Origin of the sequence: Streptomyces cylindrosporus (genome assembly GCF_022698165.1) — a bacterium.
GTDB lineage: Bacteria > Actinomycetota > Actinomycetes > Streptomycetales > Streptomycetaceae > Streptomyces > Streptomyces cylindrosporus.
Genome location: NZ_JALDAY010000005.1, coordinates 341,410 through 362,458 on the forward strand (window position 1 = coordinate 341,410; position 21,049 = coordinate 362,458).

Genomic DNA, 21,049 nt, shown 5'->3' on the forward strand with positions numbered 1-21,049 from the left:
TGACGTAACGTTGCGTTCACCGACGCGGGGTGGAGCAGCTCGGTAGCTCGCTGGGCTCATAACCCAGAGGTCGCAGGTTCAAATCCTGTCCCCGCTACTGAAGGCCTGGGGCCGGAATCCAGAAATGGGTTCCGGCCCCGAGTCGTGTCTGCCCCGAGTCGTGTCTATGGAGTGTGGCCCACCGCCTCCTCGTAAAGGGACCGGTCCACCGTCTTCGCCTCGGGGAGCGGGTCGCCGCCCTGGACCGCTCCCTGCGCCGCGTACGCCGACTGGAGACGGGTCGTCGTGCCGGCCCGGATCTCCCAGTCCATGCGCAGGGACGGGGTCGACTTCAGGATCGTCCCGTCGGTCTTCAGGAGTTTCGCCAGGTAGGTGACGAAGGCCGCGTCCGCCTTGTAGTCCGACGCGAAGTACGTGTTCACCGTGCGGATGTACGCCCTCAGCAGCGCCACCCCCGCGTCCACGTCGCCGTTCAGCAGGGAACGGCCGTACAGCATGCCGCCCAGCGGCTCGCCCTGCGGCTGGCCGCCGAGGAAGGCATAGCCGGGCTTGCCGTCGACGTTGCGCCAGACCGGGTCCAGGAGCCAGGCCGAGTCGACGCCGCCGTTCCGGAGGGCCGTGAGGACGTCGGCGGAGCCCAGCTGGCGGTACTGGATCCTGTCGAGGCCGCCGCCGTGCGAGGCGAGCGCCTTCTGCATGGGGTACGCGATCACCGAGCCCTTGCCGATCATCGTGCCCAGCGTGCGGCCCGCCATCGGGACGGACGCGGCGCTCTCGCCCTTCTTCAGCCGCACCCACAGTCCGCTCTTCGAGCCGGCCGCGGGTGAGAAGTTCCCGGCGACCCACTTGATGTCGAAGCCGCCCCGGATGCCGTTCATGACGGCCGCCTCCGGAGCCGCCCAGAGCGCGTCGATGTCGCCCTTCGCCAGCAGCGGCAGGGCGTCCGGCGTGGGCAGGACCTTCAGCGTGACGTCCAGGCCCTCCTTCTTGAACTCGCCCTTGTCGAGGGCGACTTCGAGGGGCGCCACGTACTCGGCGCTCAGCGTTCCCGTAGCGATGGTGAGTTTGCGGGTCTTGGGCAGCGGCTTCGGGGCGGGGGCGCCGGAGTCGCAGCGGGCCGGTGCGCGGGTCGGAGACAGGTTGGCCGGGTCCGTCCAGGACTTCGCGCCGCAGCCCTCCACCGGGCGGACCGTGCGCTGCCGGGCGCCCGCCTGAGTCGCCGAGTCGTCCGTGTGCGACGCCGAGCAGGCGGCCGACGCCAGCAGCGCCGCCACGGCCACGACGGCGCCGTATGCACGCCTCTTCATGACTGGCCCCTTCCGCGGTCCCTCGGTGCCCACGGGGTGAGCAACCGGCCCAGCAGTCTGATGAGTTCGGAGAAGAGCACGCCCAGGACCGCCACGCAGACGATGCCGACGAACATCACGTCGTTCTGGAACAGCGCACGCGAGTCGAAGATGAGGTGGCCCAGGCCGTTCGTCGCGGCGATCTGCTCCGAGGCGACGATCACCAGGACGGCGACGCCCGCCGCGATGCGCGCGCCGACCAGGACCGACGGGAGGGAGGCGGGCAGCAGGACGTGGCGGAACATCTGCCAGGGGGAGGCGCCGAAGACGCGGCCCGCGTCGCGGTGGCCCGACGGGATGGCGATCACCGCCGACATCGTGGAGATCCAGACGAAGAAGAAGACCGTGGTCGCGACCAACGCGATCTGCGGGCCCTCGCCCAGGCCGAACATGTTCAGGAAGATCGGGAGCAGGGCGAGCTTCGGGACCACGTACAGGGCGTCCAGGAGGGGTTCGAGAGCGGCTCTGACCAGGGAGAGGGAGCCCATCAGCAGGCCCAGCAGGTAGCCCGCGGCCGTGCCGAGCGCGTAGCCGGCCAGGACGCGCTTCAGGGTCGCCCACACGTCCGGCCACAGGTCGCCGGCCGCCGCGCGGTCCCAGCCGTCGGACAGGATCGTGGAGGGGGCGGGGTAGACGCGGTCGTCGATCCAGCCCTGGGCGGCGGCCAGTTGCCACCACAGGAGCAGGACCAGCGGGACGGCCACCGCGAGCGCGAGTTGCAGGGCGCGCCTGCGGCGGTGGGTGCGGGACGGGTGGAGTTCCTCCGGGCCCGGGCGGCGGACCAGGACCGATTCCCTCTCGGGTTCCTTCTTGGGCGCGATGGTCGTCATGCCGGTGCCGCCTCCTTCCGCAGCAGGTCCCACAGTTCGCTCTTCAACGCGGTGAACTCGGGGTCGGTGCGCACCTCGCCGGTGCGCGGGCGCGGGAACGGCGGGTGGTGCTCGGCGATGATCCGGCCGGGGCGGGCGGACATCACCAGGACGCGGTCGCCGAGGACGATCGCCTCCTCCAGGCTGTGGGTGATGAAGAGCGTGGTGGTCCTCAGGGACTGGGTGAGGGCCAGCAGTTCGTCCTGGAGGATCGTGCGCAGCTGGGCGTCCAGGGCGGCGAACGGCTCGTCCATGAGCAGCAGTTCGGGCTCCACGGCCAGGCCGCGGGCGATCGCCACCCGCTGGCGCATGCCGCCCGACAGGGCCGCCGGGTAGGCGTCGGCGAAGTCGGCCAGGCCCAGGCGGTCCAGCCAGGCGTCGGCGCGCGCGTTCGCCTCGCGGCGCGGGACGCGCTGGACGTCGAGGCCGAAGCGGACGTTGGCCCGGACCGACTTCCAGTCGTAGATGCCGTAGTCCTGGAAGATCATGGCGGCGGGGCGCGGACTCGACGTGCGGATCCGCAACTGGCCGGTGCTGGGGCGCAGCAGGCCCGCCGCGATGCGCAGCAGCGTGGACTTGCCGCAACCCGACGGTCCCACGACGCACACGAACTCGCCGGGGGCGACGGTCAGTTCGAGCGGACCGAGCGCGTCGACGACGTGGGGCGGGCGGCCGAAGCCGCGGGTCAGGTCGGTGGCATGGAGTTTGGGGTGCGGATCTCCCACGGTTGCTCCTTGCGGAGTTCGGCAGCGAGAGGGGGGTGGGTGCCGCACGACGATATGACGGTCCGTCAGATTCGGGAAGCCTGTAGACAGCACGAAGCCCCGGCTCCCCTGAGGGGCCGGGGCTCTTCGCGATGAAGGGTTACGCCGTCGCCGCGCAGTTCGGGCAGATGCCGCGGTAGGTGACCTCGACGTCGGAGACCTTGAAGCCGAAGCGCTCCGAGTCGGGCAGGTCGGCCATCGGGTTGCCGCTGGGGTGGACGTCCTTGATCTCGCCGCACCGGGCGCAGACCAGGTGGTGGTGCGGCCGGTGCGCGTTCGGGTCGTACCGCTTGGCGCGCTTGTCCGTGGCGACCTCGAGGACCTCGCCGAGGGAGACCAGCTCGCCCAGCGTGTTGTAGACGGTCGCCCGGGAGATCTCCGGCAGCTTGGCGACGGCCCTGGCGTGGACCTCGTCGGCCGTCAGATGGACGTGCTCACCGTCGAGAACCTCGGCCACGACGCGCCGCTGTGCGGTCATCCGCCAGCCGCGTCCGCGCAGCCGTTCCAGAAGGTCGCTCATACGACCCAGCCTAACAGAAGGGGACCAGGTCGCGAACAGATATGGTTTTGGACTCGGTCTAATGGAGGTCAGTGCAGGAGGGCCACCTGCTGTCGTGCCGGTGCCCAGCAGCGGATGATGTCGCGGACCGAGACGATCCCGGCCGTCTCGCCGCGGTCCATGACGACGAGGTGGCGGAAGCCGCCGTGTGCCATGGCCTGGGCGGCCTCCTCCAGGGTCCAGGACGGCGCGGCGAACACCACCTCGGTGGTGGTGTGGGCGGCCGCGAGCTCCGTGTCCGGGCTCTGGCCCAGGCCCACGGAGTTGAGGATGTCGCGTTCGGTCAGGATGCCGATGCCGCCGGCGTCGGGGTCGAGGACCACCGCCGCGCCGACCCGGCGGGCGGACATCAGGGCGGCTGCCTGGCGGAGGGTGTGGGCGGGGCCGATGGTCAGGACCACCGTGCTCATGGCGTCGCGGACGAGCATGGATGGAGCCACCTCCTCGGGAATCCGAGTGCTAGTTCACGGATTCACAAATTCACAAGTGGGGGGACTCTCAGAGTGGCAGGTAAAGCGGGGGTCAACAAGGGGGCGCGGGCAGCCAATTGAGGGCGCGTGCGCTCATATGTGCCCTACATGTGTCGCTCAGTAGCGCTGGTTCAGGTAGCCCAGCAGCTCGTCGTGGAGCAGGCCGTTCGACGCGGCCGCGTTGCCGCTGTGCGGGCCCGGGCGGCCGTCGAGGCCGGTGAAGCTGCCGCCGGACTCGGTCACGATGATCGCGTTGGCGGCCATGTCCCACAGGGACAGCTCGGGCTCCGCGCAGATGTCCACCGCGCCCTCGGCCACCAGCATGTAGGGCCAGAAGTCGCCGTACGCGCGCGTGCGCCACACCTCGCGGGTCAGGTCCAGGAAGCCGCCCAGCCGGCCCTGCTCCTCCCAGCCGGAGAGCGAGGAGTACGCGAACGAGGCGTCCGTCAGCTTCGAGACGCGGGAGACGTGCAGGCGGGAGGCGGAGGACAGGCTGCGCCCGGTGAACGCGCCGTGGCCCTTCGCGGCCCACCAGCGGCGGCCGAGCGCGGGCGCGGAGACGACGCCGACCACGGGCTGGAAGCCGCCCTCGCCGGCCTCCATCAGGGAGATCAGCGTGGCCCACACCGGGACGCCGCGCACGTAGTTCTTGGTGCCGTCGATCGGGTCGATCACCCAGCGCCGCGGGCCGGTGCCCTCGACGCCGTACTCCTCGCCGAGGATCGCGTCCCGCGGCCGGGCGCGTCCCAGCTGGCCGCGGATGAGCTCCTCCGCGGCCTTGTCCGCCTCGCTCACCGGCGTCATGTCCGGCTTCGTCTCGACCTTGAGGTCGAGGGCCTTGAAGCGGTCCATGGTGGCCGCGTCGGCGGCGTCCGCGAGGACGTGGGCGAAACGGAGATCGTCGAGGTAGTCCGGCATGGAACGAACGCTATCCGCCGTGGTCGGCATGGGGCTACCGGGCCTTGGTCACGGTCTGGCGGCACATGGTGACGGACGGGCGCCCCCGCATGCCCCCGCGAACCCTTGACAGTGCTTTCGTGCGCGTCAAATCTGGGGCGCAGAGTCGCTCCGCCCCAGGGAGGCGATGATGCCTGCAGCGCGGGAATCCCTACTCGACGCCGCGTACACGGCGCTGGCGCGCCGGCCGTGGTCCGCCGTGCGGATGGTGGACGTGGCCGCGGCGGCCGGAGTGTCCCGGCAGACCCTCTACAACGAGTTCGGCAGCAAGGAGGGGCTCGCCCGGGCGCTGGTGAGAAGGGAGGCGGACGCCTACCTGGCCGGCGTCGAGCGGGCGCTCGCCACCCACAGCGACGCCAGGGAACGGCTGACCGCGACCGCCGAGTGGACCGCGTCCACGGCCCGTGAGAACGCGCTGGTACGGGCCATGCTGACCGGCTGCTGGAGCGAGCGGTTGCCCTCGCCGACGCTGTCCGCGGTGCCGTCCTCCTCCGCGGTGCCGGCGCAGCGCCGGGCCGACGGCCCGCTGCCCTCGCCCGGCGACTTCGTGGCGATCGTCCGCGACCGGGCGGTGGCGGTGCTGTCGGGGCCCGCGGTGGGCAAGCCGGAGACGTCCGAACTGGCCCGCTCCTGCGAGCTGGTGGTCCGGATCGCGCTGTCCTGCGTGGCGGCCCCGCCGGGCGAGGGCGGAGTCTCGGACCTGGTCCGCACGGCCCTGCCCCGGCAGACGGTGTGAGGGGTCGGGCAGGGAGGGACCGACGACCCGTCGCCGCGCAGCCGGCGGAGCCTCAGTGTGCCGAACCCGACAGCTGGAGGCCGATGACGCCGACGATCACCAGGCTGATCGACACCAGCTTCAGGACCGACACCAGGTCGCCGAGGAAGATCATGCCGTAGATCGCGGTGCCGGCCGCGCCGATGCCGGTCCACACGGCGTAGGCGGGGCCGACGTCGAGCTTGCGCAGGGAGAGGGTGAGGAGGCCGAAGCTGCCGAGGGCGAAGACGCAGAAGGCGATCGTAGGCCAGAGCCTGGTGAAGCCGTGCGAGAGCTTGAGGCACACCGCGAAACCGGTCTCCAGCAACCCGGCCACCACCACCAGCAGCCACGCCATGTGCTGTCCTCCCGTATGTCCGGCTCGGTGCGATTATGCACTTACCGAACTCGCGTACAGCCAAACAACGCGGAGGTCAGTCACCTTCCTTGCGCTCCCGGGTCGCCAGCAGGCGTCGCAGCGAATACAGCCGGGCCGGATCCGCGTGCCCCTCCGCGACCCATTCGTCCAGCGCGCAGTCCGGCTCATCATGACTGCACGCGCGCGGGCAGCCCTCGGTTCCCGGTTCCAGGTCCGGGAAGGCGTGGATGACCCGGGACGGGTCGATGTGCGCGAGCCCGAAGGAGCGGACGCCCGGGGTGTCGATCACCCAGCCGCCGTCCCCGAGCAGGGGCAGCGCCAGGGCCGAGGTGGTGGTGTGGCGGCCGCGGCCGGTCACCGCGTTCACATGGCCGGTCAGGCGCCTGCGCTCCTCCGGTACGAGCGCGTTGACCAGGGTCGTCTTGCCGACGCCCGAGTGCCCGACGAACGCCGTGACCTTGCCGTCGAGTTCCTCGCGCACCCGCTCGGCCGCGTCGCCGTTCTCCAGCTCCTCACGGCTGGTGACCACAAAGGGGATGTCCAGATCGCCGTACAGCTCAAGGAGTTTGTCGGGCGGGGCGAGGTCCGACTTCGTCATCACCAGAAGGGGTTCGAGGCCGCCGTCGTACGCCGCCACCAGGCAGCGGTCGATCAGGCGCGGGCGCGGCTCCGGGTCGGCGAGGGCGGTGACGATGGCGAGCTGGTCGGCGTTGGCGACGACCACGCGCTCGAACGGGTCGTCGTCGTCGGCCGTGCGGCGCAGGACCGAGGTGCGCTCCTCGATGCGGACGATGCGCGCGAGCGTGTCCTTCTTGCCGGACAGGTCGCCGACGAGGGCCACCCGGTCGCCGACCACCGCCGCCTTGCGGCCCAGTTCGCGGGCCTTCATCGCCAGCACGATCCGGTCGTCCACCAGACAGGTCAGCCGGCCCCGGTCCACGGTGAGGACCAGGCCCTCGGCCGCGTCCTCGTGCTTGGGGCGGATGTTGGTGCGGGGCCGGTTGCCCTTGCGGTTGGGGCGGCTGCGGATGTCGTCCTCGTCGGTGTGCTTGCCGTAGCGGCGCATCTCCCTTACGCCCCTACGCCCCGAGCATCCCGGTCCACAGCTCGGGGAAGTCCGGCAGGGTCTTCGCCGTCGTCGCCACGTTCTCGATCTGCACGCCCTCGACCGCCAGGCCGATGATCGCGCCGGCCGTCGCCATGCGGTGGTCCTCGTAGGTGTGGAAGATCCCGCCGTGCAGCCGGCGCGGGCGGATGTGCAGGCCGTCGGCGGTCTCGGTGACGTCGCCGCCGAGCTCGTTGATCTCCTTGGTCAGCGCGGCCAGCCGGTCCGTTTCGTGCAGACGCAGGTGGGCGACGCCGCGCAGGGTCGACGGGGAGTCCGCGAGGGCGGCCACCGCCGCGATGCCGGGGGTCAGCTCGCCGACCTCGCCGAGGTCCACATCGATGCCGTGGATCGCACCCGAACCGGTGAACTCGAGACCGTACTCGGTGAGTTCGCAGGAGCCACCCATCTCGGTGAAGATCTCCCGCAGCCGGTCGCCGGGCTGCGTCGTCCGCGCGGGCCAGGCCGGGATGACGACCTTGCCGCCGGTGACCAGGGCCGCGGCGAGGAAGGGCTGGGCGTTGGACAGGTCCGGCTCGATGGTCAGGTCGCGGCCGAGCAGCGCGCCCGGCGTCACCCGCCACACGTTGGGCTCGCCGCCCGACTCCGGCGTGTCCACCTGGGCGCCGACCGCGCGCAGCATGTCCACGGTCATGCGGATGTGCGGCAGGGAGGGCAGCGTGGAGCCGGTGTGCCGGACCTCGACGCCCTGGTTGAAGCGCGGGCCGGACAGCAGCAGGGCGCTCACGAACTGCGACGACGAGGACGCGTCGATCTCCACCGGACCGCCGTCCAGCGCCCCGCCCCCGTGCACGGTCAGCGGCAGCGTGCCCCGGCCGTCGTCGTCGATCCGGGCGCCGAGCACGCGCAGGGCGTCGATCACGCCGTGGAGGGGACGCTCGTACGAACGGGGGTCGCCGTCGAAGCGGATCTCGCCGTCGGCGAGGGCGGCGACGGGGGGCAGGAAACGCATGACGGTGCCGGCGTTGCCGACGTCGACGGTGGCCGGGCCGTGCAGGCCGGTGGGGAGCACCCGCCAGGTCTCGCCGGTGCCGTCGGGGCCCACGCCCTCCTCGATGGCGACGCCCATCGCGCGCAGGGCGCCGGCCATCAGCAGGGTGTCCCGGGAGCGGAGGGGGCGGCGCAGCCAGCCGGGTTCGGAGGCGAGGGCGGCGAGGACGAGGGCGCGGTTGGTGACCGACTTCGACCCCGGTACGTGGACCGTCGCGTCGACGGCTCCGCTTGCTTGGGGGGCGGGCCAGAGGGCGGTGTCTGCGGCGGGGTTTTGGGCCATGGGTTCACTGTATAAGGAGGCAGCGGTTCGGCTGCTGCGCCGTCGTGGCTGGTCGCGCCCCGCGGCGGAGCCGCTGATCGATACAGCCCCGCGCCCCTGATGACCTGCGTCCCTTCGGGACGCGGTCATACTTCCAACAGCCACCTGCCCCCACCCATCAGCGAGCACAAGCTCACCGCATGGAACAGGAACAACCACAGCCCCGCCGGTACGTGCGTCAGTCGCGACAGCTGGTCCGCGTCCGAGTCGCCCGCGCCGCCCCTGCTCCTCTTCGCCTGCAGCTCGAACGCCGGGCGCACCCCGCCGACCAGCAGGAACCACACCACCGCGTACGCGAACGCCGCCTGCACCTGGGGCCCCGCGAGCCACGACACCAGCAGGAAGGCGCCGCCGGTCAGGACGACCGTCAGGGCGCCGTACGCGTTGCGGATCATCACCAGCATCGCCACCAGCAGCGCCGTCGCCAGCCACAGCAGCAGCGTGATGTGACCGGCGGCCAGCAGGGCCGCGCCGCCGAGGCCGAGCAGCGGGGGCGCGGTGTAGCCGGCGGCCGCGGTGAGGATCATGCCGATGCCGTGCGGCTTGCCGCGGCTGACGGTCAGGCCGCTGGTGTCGGAGTGCAGGCGTATGCCGGTGAGCTGGCGGCCGGTCAGCAGCGCGATCAGGCCGTGGCCGCCCTCGTGGGCGATGGTGATCGCGTTGCGTGAGAGGCGCCAGACGTTGTGCGGGACGGTCACGGCGAGCGCGGCGACGAGAGTGGCGATCACCACCCACAGATCGGGGTCGGGCTGGGTGCCGAAGACCCGGTCCCACAGGGAGGCGAGTGAGGAGGCGGTGCTGTCCATTGTCGGCGGTGGCTCCCAAGCGGCTCGGCGGATCTGGCAGTGTGGCACGTATGTGCGGACGGTATGCAGCTAGTCGTAGGCCCGAGGATCTCGCAGGAATCTTTGAGATCGAGAAGTGGGAGCCGGAGGAGGCCCTGGCGCCCGACTACAACGTGGCCCCGACCAAGGAGGTCTACGCCGTCCTCGACCGCCCTCTGAAGGACGCCGACGACCCGACCCCGGTTCGCCAGCTGCGCAAGCTGAAGTGGGGCCTGGTCCCGTCCTGGTCGAAGTCCCCCGAGGGCGCCGCCCGGATGATCAACGCCCGCGCCGAGACCATCCACGAGAAGCCCTCGTACAAGCGGGCCTTCTCCTCGCGCCGCTGCATCATCCCCGCCGACGGCTACTACGAGTGGGTCACCGGCAAGGGCGAGCGGGACCTGGAGGTCGAGGGCAAGAAGAAGCGGCCGCGCAAGCAGCCGTACTTCGTGCTGCCCGCCGATGGTTCCGTGTTCGCGATGGCCGGGCTGTACGAGTTCTGGCGCGACAAGACCCTGCCCGACGACCATCCGCAGGCCTGGTGGGTCACCTGCTCGGTCATCACCACGGAGGCCGAGACGACCCCGCTGGCCGTCGCCCCGGCCGAGGGCCCCTTCACCCTCTCCGAGATCCACCCCCGTATGCCGCTCATGCTCACCCCCGACCGCTGGGACACCTGGCTCGACCCGTCCCGCACCGACCTCGACGACCTGCGCACGCTGCTGGAGCCCCCGCCGCCCGGCCTGATGCGCGCGTACCCGGTCTCCACCGCCGTCAGCAACGTCCGCAACAACGGCCCGGAGCTGCTGAAGGAGCTGGAGGGCCCCGAAGAGGGCACACTCTTCTGACGTGAGGACCGAGATCGTTGGTACGGACGCGGGGGACGCCCGCGTCACCTGGCACCCCGCGAAGCAGGCACGGCTGGTGCTGGCCGTGAGCCATGGGGCGGGCGGTGGCATCGAGGCGCGTGATCTGCAGGCGCTGGCCACCGTGCTGCCGGCCCACGGCGTGACCGTCGCGCTCGTCGAGCAGCCGTGGCGGGTGGCCGGGAAGAAGCTGGCGCCCGCGCCGAAGACGCTCGACGTGGGATGGCGGGGCATCTGGCCGACCGTGAGCAAGCCCGGCCTGCCGGTGATCTCCGGCGGCCGCAGCGCCGGGGCCCGGGTCGCCTGCCGTACGGCCGTCGAACTCGGCGCGCACGCCGTCCTCGCCCTGAGCTTCCCGCTGCACCCGCCCGGCAAGCCGGAGAAGTCCCGCGCCGAGGAGCTGCTCGGATCCGGGGTGCCCACCCTCGTCGTACAAGGAGGGAACGATCCCTTCGGGAAGCCCGCGGAGTTCCCCGACGGGGCGTACACGCTGGTCGAGGTGGCGTACGGCGATCATGGCTTCGCCGTGCCCAAGCGGGCGGAGATCTCGCAGGAGCGGGCCGTGGCGCTGATCACGGACGCGGTCGTGGAGTGGACCGGGTCACTGGCGTAACGGGCCGGGAATGTTGCGGGGCGGGCCTCTGTTGAGCCGGACAGAAGTGCTGAACCACCAGCACCGACGTCGTGGAGAGGAAGTCCGCCGCATGGGTTCGACCGTATGCCCGAGCCGTTCGCGCAGCGCTGACCTGGACTGGACGGTGCTGACTGCGGCCAAGACCACCCCTATTCGAGGGGCGGCGGGGACGGGTCGTCGTCTATCCTCCAATTCCGGTGGGTCCGGTTTCGGTCCTGCCCGGAATCTTGAGGAGGTGGGTCCGGTCACCGGTACCGACGCAGGGACCGACAACGGCCAGGCGGAGCTGCCCGAGGGCCAGGGCACAGGCGCGGAGTCCACGGCGGAGCGCAGCGCGCGCTTCGAGCGGGACGCGCTCGAGTTCCTCGACCAGATGTACTCGGCCGCGCTGCGCATGACGCGCAACCCGGCCGACGCGGAGGACCTGGTGCAGGAGACGTACGCGAAGGCGTACGCGTCCTTCCACCAGTTCCGCGAAGGCACCAATCTCAAGGCGTGGCTGTACCGGATCCTCACGAACACCTTCATCAACTCCTACCGCAAGAAGCAGCGTGAGCCGCAGCGTTCGGCGGCGGAGGAGATCGAGGACTGGCAGCTCGCCCGTGCCGAGTCGCACATGTCGACCGGTCTGCGCTCCGCGGAGTCGCAGGCGCTCGACCACCTGCCGGACTCGGACGTGAAGGAAGCGCTCCAGGCGATCCCCGAGGAATTCCGCATCGCCGTCTACCTCGCAGACGTAGAGGGCTTTGCGTACAAGGAGATCGCGGACATCATGGGGACACCCATCGGTACGGTGATGTCCCGGCTGCACCGGGGCCGCCGTCAACTGCGCGGCATGCTCGAGGACTACGCCCGTGAGCGCGGGCTGGTCCCGGCCGGCGCCGGAGAGTCGAACGAAGCGAAAGGCTCGGGCTCATGAGCTGCGGAGAGCCGCACGAGACGGACTGCAGCGAGGTCCTCGATCATCTCTACGAGTTCCTCGACAGCGAGATGCCGGACGTCGACCGCGCCAAGTTCAAGCAGCACTTCCAGGAGTGCTCGCCGTGCCTGGAGAAGTACGGCCTGGAAGAGGCCGTGAAGAAGCTGGTCAAGCGGTGCTGCGGGCATGACGACGTACCGACCGACCTGCGCGCCAAGGTCCTGGGGCGGCTCGACCTGATCCGCTCCGGACAGGCGGTGCCGGACCACGACCTCACCGCGTCCCCCGCGACGCCGCAGGAGTCCTGAGCCTCCCCGAGACTCCTGGAACGGGCTGTCGTCACTCGAACGTGCTAATTCGCCGTTCATAAGCCCGCGCGCTCGCCCATACCGCCCCTAGGCTCGTCGGCCTGAGCAGGCTCGGCCGGGGAGGGGCGTGATGGAGGTGGTTCCGGCACGGGCGCGTGCGTACGTCGCCTGTGCGGTGCTCGGCGCCCTGTGCTGCGTGCTCCCGCTTCCCGAGACGCACACGCCCTGGTGGGCGGTGGCCCTTCTCGCCGCGGTGTACGCGGGCTGTGAACAGGCCGCCGCCCGCTGGCGGTTCGCCGGAACGTTCTACCCCGTGCTGCTCGCCGGAGCCTTCCTGCTGCCGCCGCCCGCCGCCGCGCTGGTCCCGCTGCCGGGCGCGCTGCTCTCCCGGGTCGAGCAACGGCCGTACGCGCTACGGCGGATCTGGCGCGCGGCCCAACTGGTGCTCGCCGTCTGGGCCGCGGGCCGTGTGCACTGGGCGCTCGGCGGCCGGGACGCGGTCGTCGGCTCCGACTTCCCCTACGCCCTCGTGCCCGCCGGTGCCGCGGTCCTCGTCTTCTGCCTGGTGCTGACGGTCCTGGACGGCGGGATCCTCGCGCTCGCCGAGCGGGTGCCGGTGCGGCGGGCCTGGCGTGGTCTGTTCGTACGGTCCCTCGCTCCCGTCGCCGTGCACGGGCTCGCCGGGCTGATGATGGCCGTGCTGTGGCGCAGCCCGTACGGGCCCGTCGCCGCGCTGCTCGTGCTGCTGCCGATGTGTGTGTCCTGGTGGGTGTTCGCGCAGTACCACCGGGAGCGGGCCGCGCACCAGGCGACCATCCGCGCGCTCGTCCAGGCCGTCGACATCAAGGACGGGTACACCCGCGGGCACAGCGAGCGGGTAGGGCAGGCCTCGATGATGATCGCGCGTGAACTGGGCATGGACGACCAGCGGGTCGAGGTGCTGCGCTTCGCCGGGATCCTGCACGACGTCGGCAAACTCGGCGTGCCCACACGGCTGTTGCGCAAGGACGGGCCGCTGACTCCCGAGGAGCGGCGGGTGATCGAGCTGCATCCCGAGTACGGCCACGAGATGGTGCGCGGAATCGGTTTTCTGGGGGAGGCGCGGGCCGCTGTGCTCCACCACCACGAGCGGCTGGACGGCAGCGGGTACCCGTACGGGCTGATGGGCAGTCAGATCCCGGAGTCGGCAAGGGTGGTGGCGGTCGCCGACGCCTTCGACGCGATGACCTCCACGCGCTCCTACCGGCGGGCACGGCCCGTCGCGGCCGCGCTGGAGGAGCTGGAGCGGTGCGCGGGTGCGCAGTTCGACCCACGGATGGTCACGGCACTGGTCCGAGCGCTCGGACACCAGGGCTGGCATCCGGCGGTGACGGCCGACGAGGAACGGGAGCGGGGGCGGGAGCGGGAGCAAGGGGAGGGGCAGGGGCTGGGGCACGAGCGTGAGGTGCCGGCGCCTTCGGCCGTGGGGCGGTCGGGGGTACGGCGATGACTTCGGCCGGGGGTGGGGCGGGGACTTCGGTTGGGGGTGGCGCGAGGGCTTCGGTCGGGGGCGGGGTGAGGATTCCGGTCGGGGGTGGCGCGAGGACTTCGGCCGGGGGCACGGCGAGGACTCCGGTCAGGGGTGGCGCGCGGACTTCGGTCGGGGGTGGGGCGAGGACGCGGCTGACACCCGTCCGCGCTCGACGGAAGGCGCCGATGGCGGGGGTCCGTCTCCGGGCGGGTGCGCCTGTGCCGTCGGCACGCCTTCTGCCGGGTGGCCGGCCGTCGGACTGCCTTCTGTCGGGAGGCCGCCGTGTTCTGTCGGGTGGCCGACTGTCGGTCTGCCTTCTCTCGGGTGGCTGGCCGTCGGTCCGGCTTCTGTCGGGGGGCCGCCGTTTCCTGTCGGGTGGCCGGCCGTCGGCCCGCCTTCTACCGGGAGGCCGCCGTGTTCTGCCGGGAGGTTGGCTGTCGGTCTGCCTTCCGCCGGGAGGCTGGGCGTTGGTGCGCCTTGTACCGGGAGGCCGCCGTGTTCTGTCGGGAGGCCCGGCGGCGGCACGGCTTCTGGTGGCAGGTCGTCGTGTTCTGGTGGGAGGTTGTCGGTGACGGTGCGGCGGAGTCCGTGTCGGTCGGGTCTCACCGGTCTCGTGCACGCCTGTGCCGGTCTCGTCGCCGCGGGGGCGCTCGGTGTCACCCTCTGGAGTGGTCTCCAGGAGCGGCCCACCGCGCTCGCCTTCGGGCTGCTCGTGGCCGTGGGGGAGGTGACGCGGTGGACCGGGGCCCGCGTGCGGGAGGCCGCGCCGCTCGGGGCCGCCGCCGCACTGTCGTACGCGCTGCTCGGAGCCGATGCCGGGCAGCCCAGCCGGCACGGTGTCGCGCAGGTCGTCGCCGTGGTGCTCGCCGCCTCGCTGCTCGGCAGCGTGCCGCACATCGCGCGCGGACAGGGGCCGGTCCTCGACCACCTCGCCCGGCGTGTGCTCACCGTCGGATTCGCCGCCGTCTGCTTCCAACCCCTCTACAACCGGGGCGTGTTCGAGGAGTGGGGCGGCCCGGCCTACGCCCTGCTGCTGCTCGCGCTGCTCACCCTCACCGCCCTGTGCGACTGCGTACTCGCCGCCGCCCTGGCCCACTCCCGCACCGGCTGGCCCTTCGGCCCGCTGCTGCGGGACGAACTGCACGCCCTGCTCGGCATCGGGTCGGCGGTGTGCGCGACCGGCGCGGTCATGGCGCTCGCGGTCGCCGTCGTCGGCCTGTGGGCGCTGCCCGTGTTCTCGCTGCCGCTGCTGCTGACCCAGCTGTCCTTCAAGCGGTACGCGGCCGTGCGCACCACCTACCGCCAGACCATCGCCTCCCTGGCCCGCGCCACCGAGATAGCGGGCTACACCCCGACCGGCCACGCCCGCCGCGTCGCCGAGCTCAGCCGCGCCGTCGGCCGTGACCTCGGCCTCACCCGTCCCGAGCTGACCGTCCTGGAGTACGCCGCCCTCATGCACGACATCGGTCAGCTCAGCCTGGTCGACCCGGTCCCGGCGGGCGCCACCGCCGTACTGCCCGGAGCGGAGCAGCGCCGGATCGCGCTGCTCGGCGGGGCCGTCGTACGCCAGACCGGGGTCGACCCGTCGGTTGCCGTCGTGGTGGAGCGGCAGGCCGACCCCTACCGGGAGCAGCCGGTCGCCGCCCGGATCGTACGGGCGGTGAACGCGTACGAGGAGAAGGTGCGCGACGCCGGTCCGGGCGGGCCGTTCACCGCGCTGGAGGAGCTGCGCCTGGCCCCCGCCGGGGACTACGCGCCCGAGGTCGTGGAGTCGTTGGCCCGCGTCCTCGCGCGAGACCGTCTGACCCTCCCCTCGGCTGGGTAACCCATGGGTAATGAGCGCCCTTCCAGCCGCACGTGGTTGGATGCGAATGAGAGGGTGTCCGGGGGCGGTACTAGCCAGCCCACTCCACGGAACTGGCAGGCGGGAATCGTGAGGATCTTCGGCAAGGGACGGCACCGGCCCTCCGCCTCCTGGCGGCAGGCCACGGACCGCGCGTTCACGCTCATCGGCGACGGCCGGTACGAGGACGCGGGAGCGCTGCTGACACGTGCCGCCGACCTGGAGCCCTGGCTGTCCGAGTCCTGGTTCAACCTCGCCCTGCTGCACAAGTTCCGGCACGACTGGGAGCAGGCCCGCGCGGCCGGTCTGCGCGCCGTCGCCCTGCTCGACCGGGAGACCGGGGCCCCCGACTGGTGGAACGTCGGCATCGCGGCCACCGCCCTCCAGGACTGGCCGCTGGCCCGGCGGGCCTGGCAGGCGTACGGCCTGCGGGTGCCGGGCGTCGCCACGGCGTCCGGCGAGCCGGTGGGCATGGACCTCGGCAGCGCCGCCGTACGGCTGTCCCCGGAGGGGGAGGCCGAGGTGGTGTGGGGGCGGCGGCTGGATCCCGCCCGCATCGAGGTGCTGTCGATCCCGCTGCCCTCGTCCGGGCGGCGCTGGGGCGAGGTCGTGCTGCACGACGGGGTGCCGCACGGTGAGCGGACGACCGCCGCCGGGCACGCCTACCCCGTCTTCGACGAGATCGAGCTGTGGGCGCCGTCGCCCGTGCCGACCTGGGTGGTGCTGCTGGAAGCGGCGAGCGAGGCGGACCGGGACGCGCTGGAGCAGCTCGCCGCGGACGCGGGATTCGCCGCGGAGGACTGGTCGTCGTCGGTGCGGCTGCTGTGCCGGATGTGCTCGGAGTCGCGGATGCCGTCGGACGAGGGGGACGGGGAGCACCTGGACCCGCACGACCACAGCGAGCCGGGACACCCCGGCCCACTGGGGCACCGGACCGACGGACAGCTGTGGGTGCCGGAGCGGGAGTGCGGGGTGGCCGCGCCGGCTTCGCTGGTACGGGGGCTGCTGGACGGGTGGGTCGCCGACAGCCCGGATTCACGTGACTGGCGGGATCTCGAAGAGGTCTGCTGATTCTTCGCCGTACCCTGTATCAGCAACTTCACCTGGTTTTGTAGGAAGGCATACGTCGGTCATGGCTCAGCAGGACACCGATCAGCAGCACGCGGGCGTGCTCCCCGTCGACGACGAGGGGTACGTCGTCGACACGGAGGACTGCGAGGAGCGCGAGGCCGCCTGGCGGGAGCGCGGGACCTCGCGGCCCATCACCGTCGTCGGGAACCCGGTGCTGCACAAGGAGTGCCGGGACGTCACCGACTTCGGCGACGAGCTCCAGCAGCTGGTCGCGGACATGTTCGCCTCGCAGCGCACCGCCGAGGGCGTGGGCCTGGCCGCCAACCAGATCGGCGTCGACCTCAAGGTCTTCGTGTACGACTGCGGTGACGACGAGGGCGTCCGGCACGTGGGCGTCGTCTGCAACCCCAAGCTCGTCGACCTGCCCGCCGAGAAGCGCCGTCTGGACGACAGCAACGAGGGCTGCCTCTCGGTGCCGACCGCGTACGCGCCGCTCGCCCGCCCCGACTACGCCGAGGTGACCGGCCAGGACGAGAAGGGCAACCCGATCAAGGTCCGCGGCACCGGCTACTTCGCCCGGTGTTTGCAGCACGAGACCGACCACCTGTACGGCTACCTCTACATCGACCGGCTCTCCAAGCGCGAGCGCAAGGACGCGCTGCGGCAGATGGCCGAGAACGAGCCCCGCTACCCCGTGGTCGCCAACGACTGACCCCCGGGGCCCCAGAAGCGGTCACGACTCCCCTGCGCACGGCGTCTGTTCGGGTTCACCTCCCCGACCAGGCGCCGTTCGTCTGTCCGTCGCACGTTCGATCGGATGTGCGTGTGTAGTGATCCATAATCAGTCATACAAGGGGAGATTCTCGGCACCTCGGGGTGGTGAATGGAGCAAATCCGTTCCCAGATCGGTCAGTTGTGGTGCTGAATGGAAAGTGCGGGGATACGCAACGGCGCACGCCCGGTATGGCGGAAGGGCGTGCGCCAACTGGCGGCTGAGAGGGGTTTGTTCGTGCCTGCTTTCCCACACAGCACCACAACGACAGCGACCGCGGCGACCGCGGTCCCACCGTCACTCTCCCTCCCCGTGATCGAGGCTGCGTTTCCCCGGCAACTGCACCCGTATTGGCCTCGACTACAGGAGAAGACGCGCACCTGGCTGCTCGAAAAACGGCTGATGCCGCCGGAGAAGGTGGCGGAATATGCCGACGGGCTTTGCTACACCGACCTCATGGCCGGGTGCTACCCGACCGCCCCGGACGACGTACTGCAGGCGATAGCCGACTACAGCGCGTGGTTCTTCGCCTGGGACGACCGGCACGACCGCGACATCATCCACCGACGGCCCGAGGCCTGGCAGCGGCTCAGGCTGTGCCTGCACACGGCCCTGGACTCGCCGCACGAGCACCTGCGCCACCGCGATCCGCTGGTCGCGGCGTTCGCGGACTGCGTGGTGCGCATGTACTCGTTCGTGTCGGCGAGGTGGAACGCGCGCTTCGCCCGGCACTTCCACGCGGTGATCGAGGCGTACGACCGGGAGTTCCACAACCGCATCGAGGGGATCATCCCCACCGTCGAGGACTATCTCGCCCTGCGCCGGCTCACCTTCGCGCACTGGATCTGGACCGACTTGCTGGAGGCGAGCGCCGGACGTGAGCTCCCGGACCACGTACGGAAACATCCGGCATTCCGGCGGGCGGCGCTGCTCACCCAGGAATTCTCCGCCTGGTACAACGACCTCTGCTCGCTTCCGAAGGAAATAGCGGGCGACGAGGTCCACAACCTCGGAATCAGCCTCATCAAACACGAGGGAATGGCGCTGGAAGAAGCGATCGCCGAAGTGAGGCGACGCATTCTGAAATGCGTATCCGATTTCATCTCGGTGGAACGCAGCACACTGCGGTTCGCGGACGATCTCGACGACGGCACGGTGCGCGGAAAAGAACTTTCCACTGCCGTGCGGGACTGTGTCGGAACCATGCGGAGCTGGTTCTCCGCCGTCTACTGGTTCCACCACGAGTCCGGCCGTTACATGGTCGACAGTTGGGACGACCGGTCCACGCCCCCGTACGTCAACAACGAAGCGGCAGGTGAGAAATGACCGTCGAGTCAGTGAAGTCCGAACCGCAGATATATGCGGAACCGGAAGGGCCGTCGGCCGAGCCGCCGCTCGCCGACGGCGGGGTTCCGCTCCTCGGCCACGGCTGGAAGCTCGTCCGCGACCCGCTGGCCTTCCTGGCCGGCCTGCGCGACCACGGCGACGTCGTCCGGCTCCGGCTCGGCCCCAAGACGGTGTACGCCGTCACCACGCCCGAACTCACCGGAGCCATCGCCCTCAGCCCCGACTACATCATCGCCGGACCCCTGTGGGAGTCCCTGGAGAGCCTGCTCGGCAAGGAGGGCGTGGCCACCGCCAACGGCCCGACGCACCGGCGCCAACGGCGGACCATCCAGCCCGCGTTCCGGCAGGACGCCCTTCACGCCTACGGGCCCGTGATGGAGGAGGAGGTCGCCGCGCTCATGGACCGCTGGCGGTCCGCCGGCACCATCGACGCGACCACCGAGGCCTTCCGGGCGGTCGTCCGGATCTCGGTGAGCTGCCTCATGCGCGGCAGCTGCACCGACGAGCGGGCGGAACGCGTCAGCGCCGCGCTCACCACCCTGTTCAGGGGTATGTACCAACGCATGGTGATCCCCCTGGGACCGCTTTATCGGCTGCCTCTCCCGGCCAATCGCGAATTCAACCGGGCGCTGGCCGATTTGCATCTCCTGGTCGACGAGATCGTCGCCGACCGACGGGCATCCGGTCAAAATCCGGACGATTTGCTGACGGCTTTGCTGACGGCGCGGGACGAGAATGGCGAGCCGATCGGGGATCAGGAGATCCACGACCAGGTCGTCGCCATGCTCACCGCCGGCAGCGAAACCGTCGGCGCAGTGCTCATCTCACTGCTCCTGGTGCTCACCGAGCACCCGGACCTGGCCGACAAGATCCTGGCCGAGGTGAATACGGTGGCGGGCGAGAGGCCGATCGCATTCGAGGACGTGCGTAAGCTGACGTACACCGCGAATGTGGTCGTCGAGACAATGCGCCTGTATCCGTCCGTGTGGATATTGACCCGGCGCGCGGTCACCGACACCGAGCTCGGCGGGTACCGCATTCCCGCCGGCGCCGACATCGTCTACAGCCCGTACGCGATCCAACGCGATCCGCGCTCCTTCGAACGGAACGAGGAGTTCGACCCCGACCGCTGGCTGCCGGGTCGGGACACGGAGGTGCCCAAGTACGCGATGAAGCCGTTCAGCGTCGGCAACCGCAAGTGCCCGGCCGACCACTTCTCGATGGCCGAGCTGACGCTGCTCACCGCGGCGGCGGTGCGCGCCTTCACGTTCGAGCACGCGTCCGGCTCCGACGCCCGGCCCCGGATAGGCATCACCCTGCGTCCGCGCAAGCTCAGGCTGCGGGCGGCCCCACGGTGAGCGGCCCGGGTCAGGCGGCCTCCTCCGGCCCCCTGAAGGTGCGCCGGTAGGCGTGCGGTGTGGTCCCGATCGCCTGCACGAACTGGTGACGCAGCGCGGCCGCGTTGCCGAACCCGGTCCGGCCGGCGATCGAGTCCACCGTCTCGTCCGTCGCCTCCAGCAACCGCTGGGCCTGCAGCACCCGTTGCCGCAGGATCCAGCGGTAGGGAGTCGTCCCCGTCTCCTGCTGGAAGCGGCGGGCGAAGGTGCGCGGCGACATGTGCGCGCGCTCGGCGAGCTGCTCCACGGTGACGTCCTCGTCGAGGTGCCGGTCCATCCACACCAGCACCTCGCCGACGGTGTCGTACGAGTTCTTCGGCAGCGGCCGCTCGATGTACTGCGCCTGCCCGCCGTCCCGGTGCGGCGGCACGACCATCCGCCGGGCGATCTTGTTGGCGACCTCCGGGCCCTGCTCCTTGCGCACGATGTGCAGACACGCGTCGATGCCCGCGGCCGTGCCCGCGGAGGTGATCACCGGCTCCTCGTCGACGTACAGGACGTCGGGCTCGACGGTCAGCCCCGGGTACGCCCGCGCCAGCTCGTCCGCGTGGTGCCAGTGCACGGCACAGCGCCGGCCGTCCAGCAGCCCGGCCGCGGCCAGCACGAAGACGCCGGAGCAGACGCTGAGCACCTGGGCGCCCCGGTCGACCGCGCGCCGCAGGGACTCCAGCAGCTCGGGCGGGAAGGTGCGCGACTCGAAGCAGGCGCCGGCCGGCACGGCGATGAGATCGGCCTCCTCCAGCCGCTCCAGACCGTGCTCCACCTGCATGGAGAAGCCCGCGCGGGTGCTCAGCACCGGCCCCTCGGCCGAGGCGACCGCGAAGTCGTACACGGGCAGTCCGTCGTCACTGCGGTCGGTGCCGAACACCTCGCAGACGACGGCCAGTTCGAAGGGGTTCACGCCGTCCAGCACGACGGCGGCGACGTTTTTCAGCATGCCCCCAGTGTGCCGCACGATTGGCAGTATTTCGAGGGTCTACGGCAGTCCTGCCACTGTTTGTAAGGAGCTATCGGCGCGACAG

22 protein-coding genes and 1 tRNA gene are annotated in these 21,049 nt (G+C 71.1%); 12 read left to right on the top strand and 11 right to left on the bottom strand.

Going from position 1 to position 21,049, the window contains the following annotated elements; genetic code table 11:
• Positions 1-23 precede the first annotated feature (23 nt).
• Positions 24-97 (top strand) — tRNA-Met (locus MQP27_RS17855).
• 67 nt (positions 98-164) lie between these two features.
• Here the strand turns inward: MQP27_RS17855 and MQP27_RS17860 are convergent.
• The 6 genes from MQP27_RS17860 to hisN form a co-directional block, all read right to left on the bottom strand.
• Positions 165-1,307 (bottom strand): ABC transporter substrate-binding protein, encoded by a 1,143-nt coding sequence (locus tag MQP27_RS17860; protein ID WP_242766179.1) that lies wholly within the window; start codon positions 1,305-1,307, stop codon positions 165-167.
• Entirely contained in the window at positions 1,304-2,176 is an 873-nt protein-coding gene (locus MQP27_RS17865; RefSeq protein ID WP_242766180.1) for an ABC transporter permease, read from the bottom strand. The genes MQP27_RS17860 and MQP27_RS17865 overlap by 4 nt, the downstream gene beginning before the upstream one ends.
• The gene (locus MQP27_RS17870; protein ID WP_242766181.1) at positions 2,173-2,940 is read right to left on the bottom strand and encodes an ABC transporter ATP-binding protein; all 768 of its coding nucleotides are present in this window, start codon (positions 2,938-2,940) and stop codon (positions 2,173-2,175) included. Before MQP27_RS17870 ends, MQP27_RS17865 begins: the two co-directional genes overlap by 4 nt.
• A gap of 139 nt (positions 2,941-3,079) precedes the next feature.
• Positions 3,080-3,499, bottom strand: coding sequence for a Fur family transcriptional regulator (locus tag MQP27_RS17875; protein WP_242766182.1), 420 nt, complete (start codon positions 3,497-3,499; stop codon positions 3,080-3,082).
• 68 nt (positions 3,500-3,567) lie between these two features.
• Positions 3,568-3,966: a CBS domain-containing protein gene (locus tag MQP27_RS17880; protein WP_242766183.1), complete on the bottom strand. Its 399-nt coding sequence runs from the start codon at positions 3,964-3,966 to the stop codon at positions 3,568-3,570.
• 159 nt (positions 3,967-4,125) lie between these two features.
• Positions 4,126-4,926: a histidinol-phosphatase gene (gene hisN, locus MQP27_RS17885; RefSeq protein ID WP_242766184.1), complete on the bottom strand. Its 801-nt coding sequence runs from the start codon at positions 4,924-4,926 to the stop codon at positions 4,126-4,128.
• 169 nt (positions 4,927-5,095) lie between these two features.
• Here hisN and MQP27_RS17890 point away from each other — a divergent pair, with 169 nt between their 5' ends.
• Positions 5,096-5,701: a TetR/AcrR family transcriptional regulator gene (locus MQP27_RS17890; protein ID WP_242766185.1), complete on the top strand. Its 606-nt coding sequence runs from the start codon at positions 5,096-5,098 to the stop codon at positions 5,699-5,701.
• Between the two features lie 52 nt (positions 5,702-5,753).
• On the opposite strand, the gene MQP27_RS17895 is transcribed toward MQP27_RS17890, so the two are convergent.
• The 4 genes from MQP27_RS17895 to MQP27_RS17910 all read right to left on the bottom strand — a co-directional run bounded on the left by MQP27_RS17895 (position 5,754) and on the right by MQP27_RS17910 (position 9,342).
• Positions 5,754-6,077 carry a DMT family transporter gene (locus MQP27_RS17895; RefSeq protein WP_242766186.1) on the bottom strand — a complete coding sequence of 108 codons (324 nt, stop codon included), beginning with the start codon at positions 6,075-6,077 and terminating at the stop codon, positions 5,754-5,756.
• A gap of 76 nt (positions 6,078-6,153) precedes the next feature.
• Positions 6,154-7,164 carry a ribosome small subunit-dependent GTPase A gene (gene rsgA / locus MQP27_RS17900; protein WP_242766187.1) on the bottom strand — a complete coding sequence of 337 codons (1,011 nt, stop codon included), beginning with the start codon at positions 7,162-7,164 and terminating at the stop codon, positions 6,154-6,156.
• A gap of 13 nt (positions 7,165-7,177) precedes the next feature.
• The gene (gene aroA / locus MQP27_RS17905; RefSeq protein ID WP_242766188.1) at positions 7,178-8,497 is read right to left on the bottom strand and encodes a 3-phosphoshikimate 1-carboxyvinyltransferase; all 1,320 of its coding nucleotides are present in this window, start codon (positions 8,495-8,497) and stop codon (positions 7,178-7,180) included.
• Between the two features lie 125 nt (positions 8,498-8,622).
• Positions 8,623-9,342 (bottom strand): M50 family metallopeptidase, encoded by a 720-nt coding sequence (locus tag MQP27_RS17910; protein WP_242766189.1) that lies wholly within the window; start codon positions 9,340-9,342, stop codon positions 8,623-8,625.
• 50 nt (positions 9,343-9,392) lie between these two features.
• Here MQP27_RS17910 and MQP27_RS17915 point away from each other — a divergent pair, with 50 nt between their 5' ends.
• The 10 genes from MQP27_RS17915 (at position 9,393) to MQP27_RS17960 (ending at position 19,988) form a co-directional block, all read left to right on the top strand.
• On the top strand, positions 9,393-10,208 hold the full coding sequence (locus MQP27_RS17915) for an SOS response-associated peptidase (RefSeq protein ID WP_242766190.1): 816 nt from the start codon (positions 9,393-9,395) through the stop codon (positions 10,206-10,208).
• 1 nt (position 10,209) lies between these two features.
• Positions 10,210-10,839: an alpha/beta hydrolase family protein gene (locus tag MQP27_RS17920; RefSeq protein ID WP_242766191.1), complete on the top strand. Its 630-nt coding sequence runs from the start codon at positions 10,210-10,212 to the stop codon at positions 10,837-10,839.
• 256 nt (positions 10,840-11,095) lie between these two features.
• Complete coding sequence (gene sigR / locus MQP27_RS17925; RefSeq protein WP_242766192.1) at positions 11,096-11,779, top strand: RNA polymerase sigma factor SigR; 684 nt, start codon at positions 11,096-11,098, stop codon at positions 11,777-11,779.
• Positions 11,776-12,087: a mycothiol system anti-sigma-R factor gene (gene rsrA / locus MQP27_RS17930; protein ID WP_242766193.1), complete on the top strand. Its 312-nt coding sequence runs from the start codon at positions 11,776-11,778 to the stop codon at positions 12,085-12,087. Before sigR ends, rsrA begins: the two co-directional genes overlap by 4 nt.
• A gap of 130 nt (positions 12,088-12,217) precedes the next feature.
• Positions 12,218-13,576, top strand: a complete 1,359-nt coding sequence (locus tag MQP27_RS17935) for an HD-GYP domain-containing protein (protein WP_242766194.1) — start codon at positions 12,218-12,220, stop codon at positions 13,574-13,576.
• Positions 13,577-14,210: 634 nt separating this feature from the next.
• Positions 14,211-15,422: an HD-GYP domain-containing protein gene (locus tag MQP27_RS17940; RefSeq protein WP_242766195.1), complete on the top strand. Its 1,212-nt coding sequence runs from the start codon at positions 14,211-14,213 to the stop codon at positions 15,420-15,422.
• 108 nt (positions 15,423-15,530) lie between these two features.
• Positions 15,531-16,511 (top strand): tetratricopeptide repeat protein, encoded by a 981-nt coding sequence (locus MQP27_RS17945; protein WP_242766196.1) that lies wholly within the window; start codon positions 15,531-15,533, stop codon positions 16,509-16,511.
• 61 nt (positions 16,512-16,572) lie between these two features.
• Positions 16,573-17,223, top strand: coding sequence for a peptide deformylase (gene def, locus MQP27_RS17950; RefSeq protein ID WP_242766197.1), 651 nt, complete (start codon positions 16,573-16,575; stop codon positions 17,221-17,223).
• A gap of 297 nt (positions 17,224-17,520) precedes the next feature.
• Positions 17,521-18,609 (top strand): epi-isozizaene synthase, encoded by a 1,089-nt coding sequence (gene cyc1 / locus MQP27_RS17955; RefSeq protein WP_242766536.1) that lies wholly within the window; start codon positions 17,521-17,523, stop codon positions 18,607-18,609.
• Positions 18,606-19,988 carry a bifunctional albaflavenone monooxygenase/terpene synthase gene (locus MQP27_RS17960; protein ID WP_242766198.1) on the top strand — a complete coding sequence of 461 codons (1,383 nt, stop codon included), beginning with the start codon at positions 18,606-18,608 and terminating at the stop codon, positions 19,986-19,988. Before cyc1 ends, MQP27_RS17960 begins: the two co-directional genes overlap by 4 nt.
• 10 nt (positions 19,989-19,998) lie before the next feature.
• Here the strand turns inward: MQP27_RS17960 and MQP27_RS17965 are convergent, their stop codons facing one another.
• On the bottom strand, positions 19,999-20,964 hold the full coding sequence (locus MQP27_RS17965; protein ID WP_242766199.1) for a GlxA family transcriptional regulator: 966 nt from the start codon (positions 20,962-20,964) through the stop codon (positions 19,999-20,001).
• Between the last annotated feature and the right edge of the window lie 85 nt (positions 20,965-21,049).

Bases quoted from the DNA above. Each gene is read 5' to 3' on its own strand.
- MQP27_RS17910 (WP_242766189.1), bottom strand. From the start codon at position 9,342: ATGGACAGCACCGCCTCCTCACTCGCCTCCCTGTGGGACCGGGTCTTC.
- MQP27_RS17880 (WP_242766183.1), bottom strand. From the start codon at position 3,966: ATGCTCGTCCGCGACGCCATGAGCACGGTGGTCCTGACCATCGGCCCC.
- MQP27_RS17915 (WP_242766190.1), top strand. From the start codon at position 9,393: ATGTGCGGACGGTATGCAGCTAGTCGTAGGCCCGAGGATCTCGCAGGA.
- MQP27_RS17860 (WP_242766179.1), bottom strand. From the start codon at position 1,307: ATGAAGAGGCGTGCATACGGCGCCGTCGTGGCCGTGGCGGCGCTGCTG.
- MQP27_RS17890 (WP_242766185.1), top strand. From the start codon at position 5,096: ATGCCTGCAGCGCGGGAATCCCTACTCGACGCCGCGTACACGGCGCTG.
- MQP27_RS17895 (WP_242766186.1), bottom strand. From the start codon at position 6,077: ATGGCGTGGCTGCTGGTGGTGGTGGCCGGGTTGCTGGAGACCGGTTTC.
- rsgA (WP_242766187.1), bottom strand. From the start codon at position 7,164: ATGCGCCGCTACGGCAAGCACACCGACGAGGACGACATCCGCAGCCGC.
- MQP27_RS17875 (WP_242766182.1), bottom strand. From the start codon at position 3,499: ATGAGCGACCTTCTGGAACGGCTGCGCGGACGCGGCTGGCGGATGACC.
- MQP27_RS17935 (WP_242766194.1), top strand. From the start codon at position 12,218: ATGGAGGTGGTTCCGGCACGGGCGCGTGCGTACGTCGCCTGTGCGGTG.
- hisN (WP_242766184.1), bottom strand. From the start codon at position 4,926: ATGCCGGACTACCTCGACGATCTCCGTTTCGCCCACGTCCTCGCGGAC.
- def (WP_242766197.1), top strand. From the start codon at position 16,573: ATGGCTCAGCAGGACACCGATCAGCAGCACGCGGGCGTGCTCCCCGTC.
- MQP27_RS17960 (WP_242766198.1), top strand. From the start codon at position 18,606: ATGACCGTCGAGTCAGTGAAGTCCGAACCGCAGATATATGCGGAACCG.
- aroA (WP_242766188.1), bottom strand. From the start codon at position 8,497: ATGGCCCAAAACCCCGCCGCAGACACCGCCCTCTGGCCCGCCCCCCAA.
- rsrA (WP_242766193.1), top strand. From the start codon at position 11,776: ATGAGCTGCGGAGAGCCGCACGAGACGGACTGCAGCGAGGTCCTCGAT.
- MQP27_RS17865 (WP_242766180.1), bottom strand. From the start codon at position 2,176: ATGACGACCATCGCGCCCAAGAAGGAACCCGAGAGGGAATCGGTCCTG.
- MQP27_RS17965 (WP_242766199.1), bottom strand. From the start codon at position 20,964: ATGCTGAAAAACGTCGCCGCCGTCGTGCTGGACGGCGTGAACCCCTTC.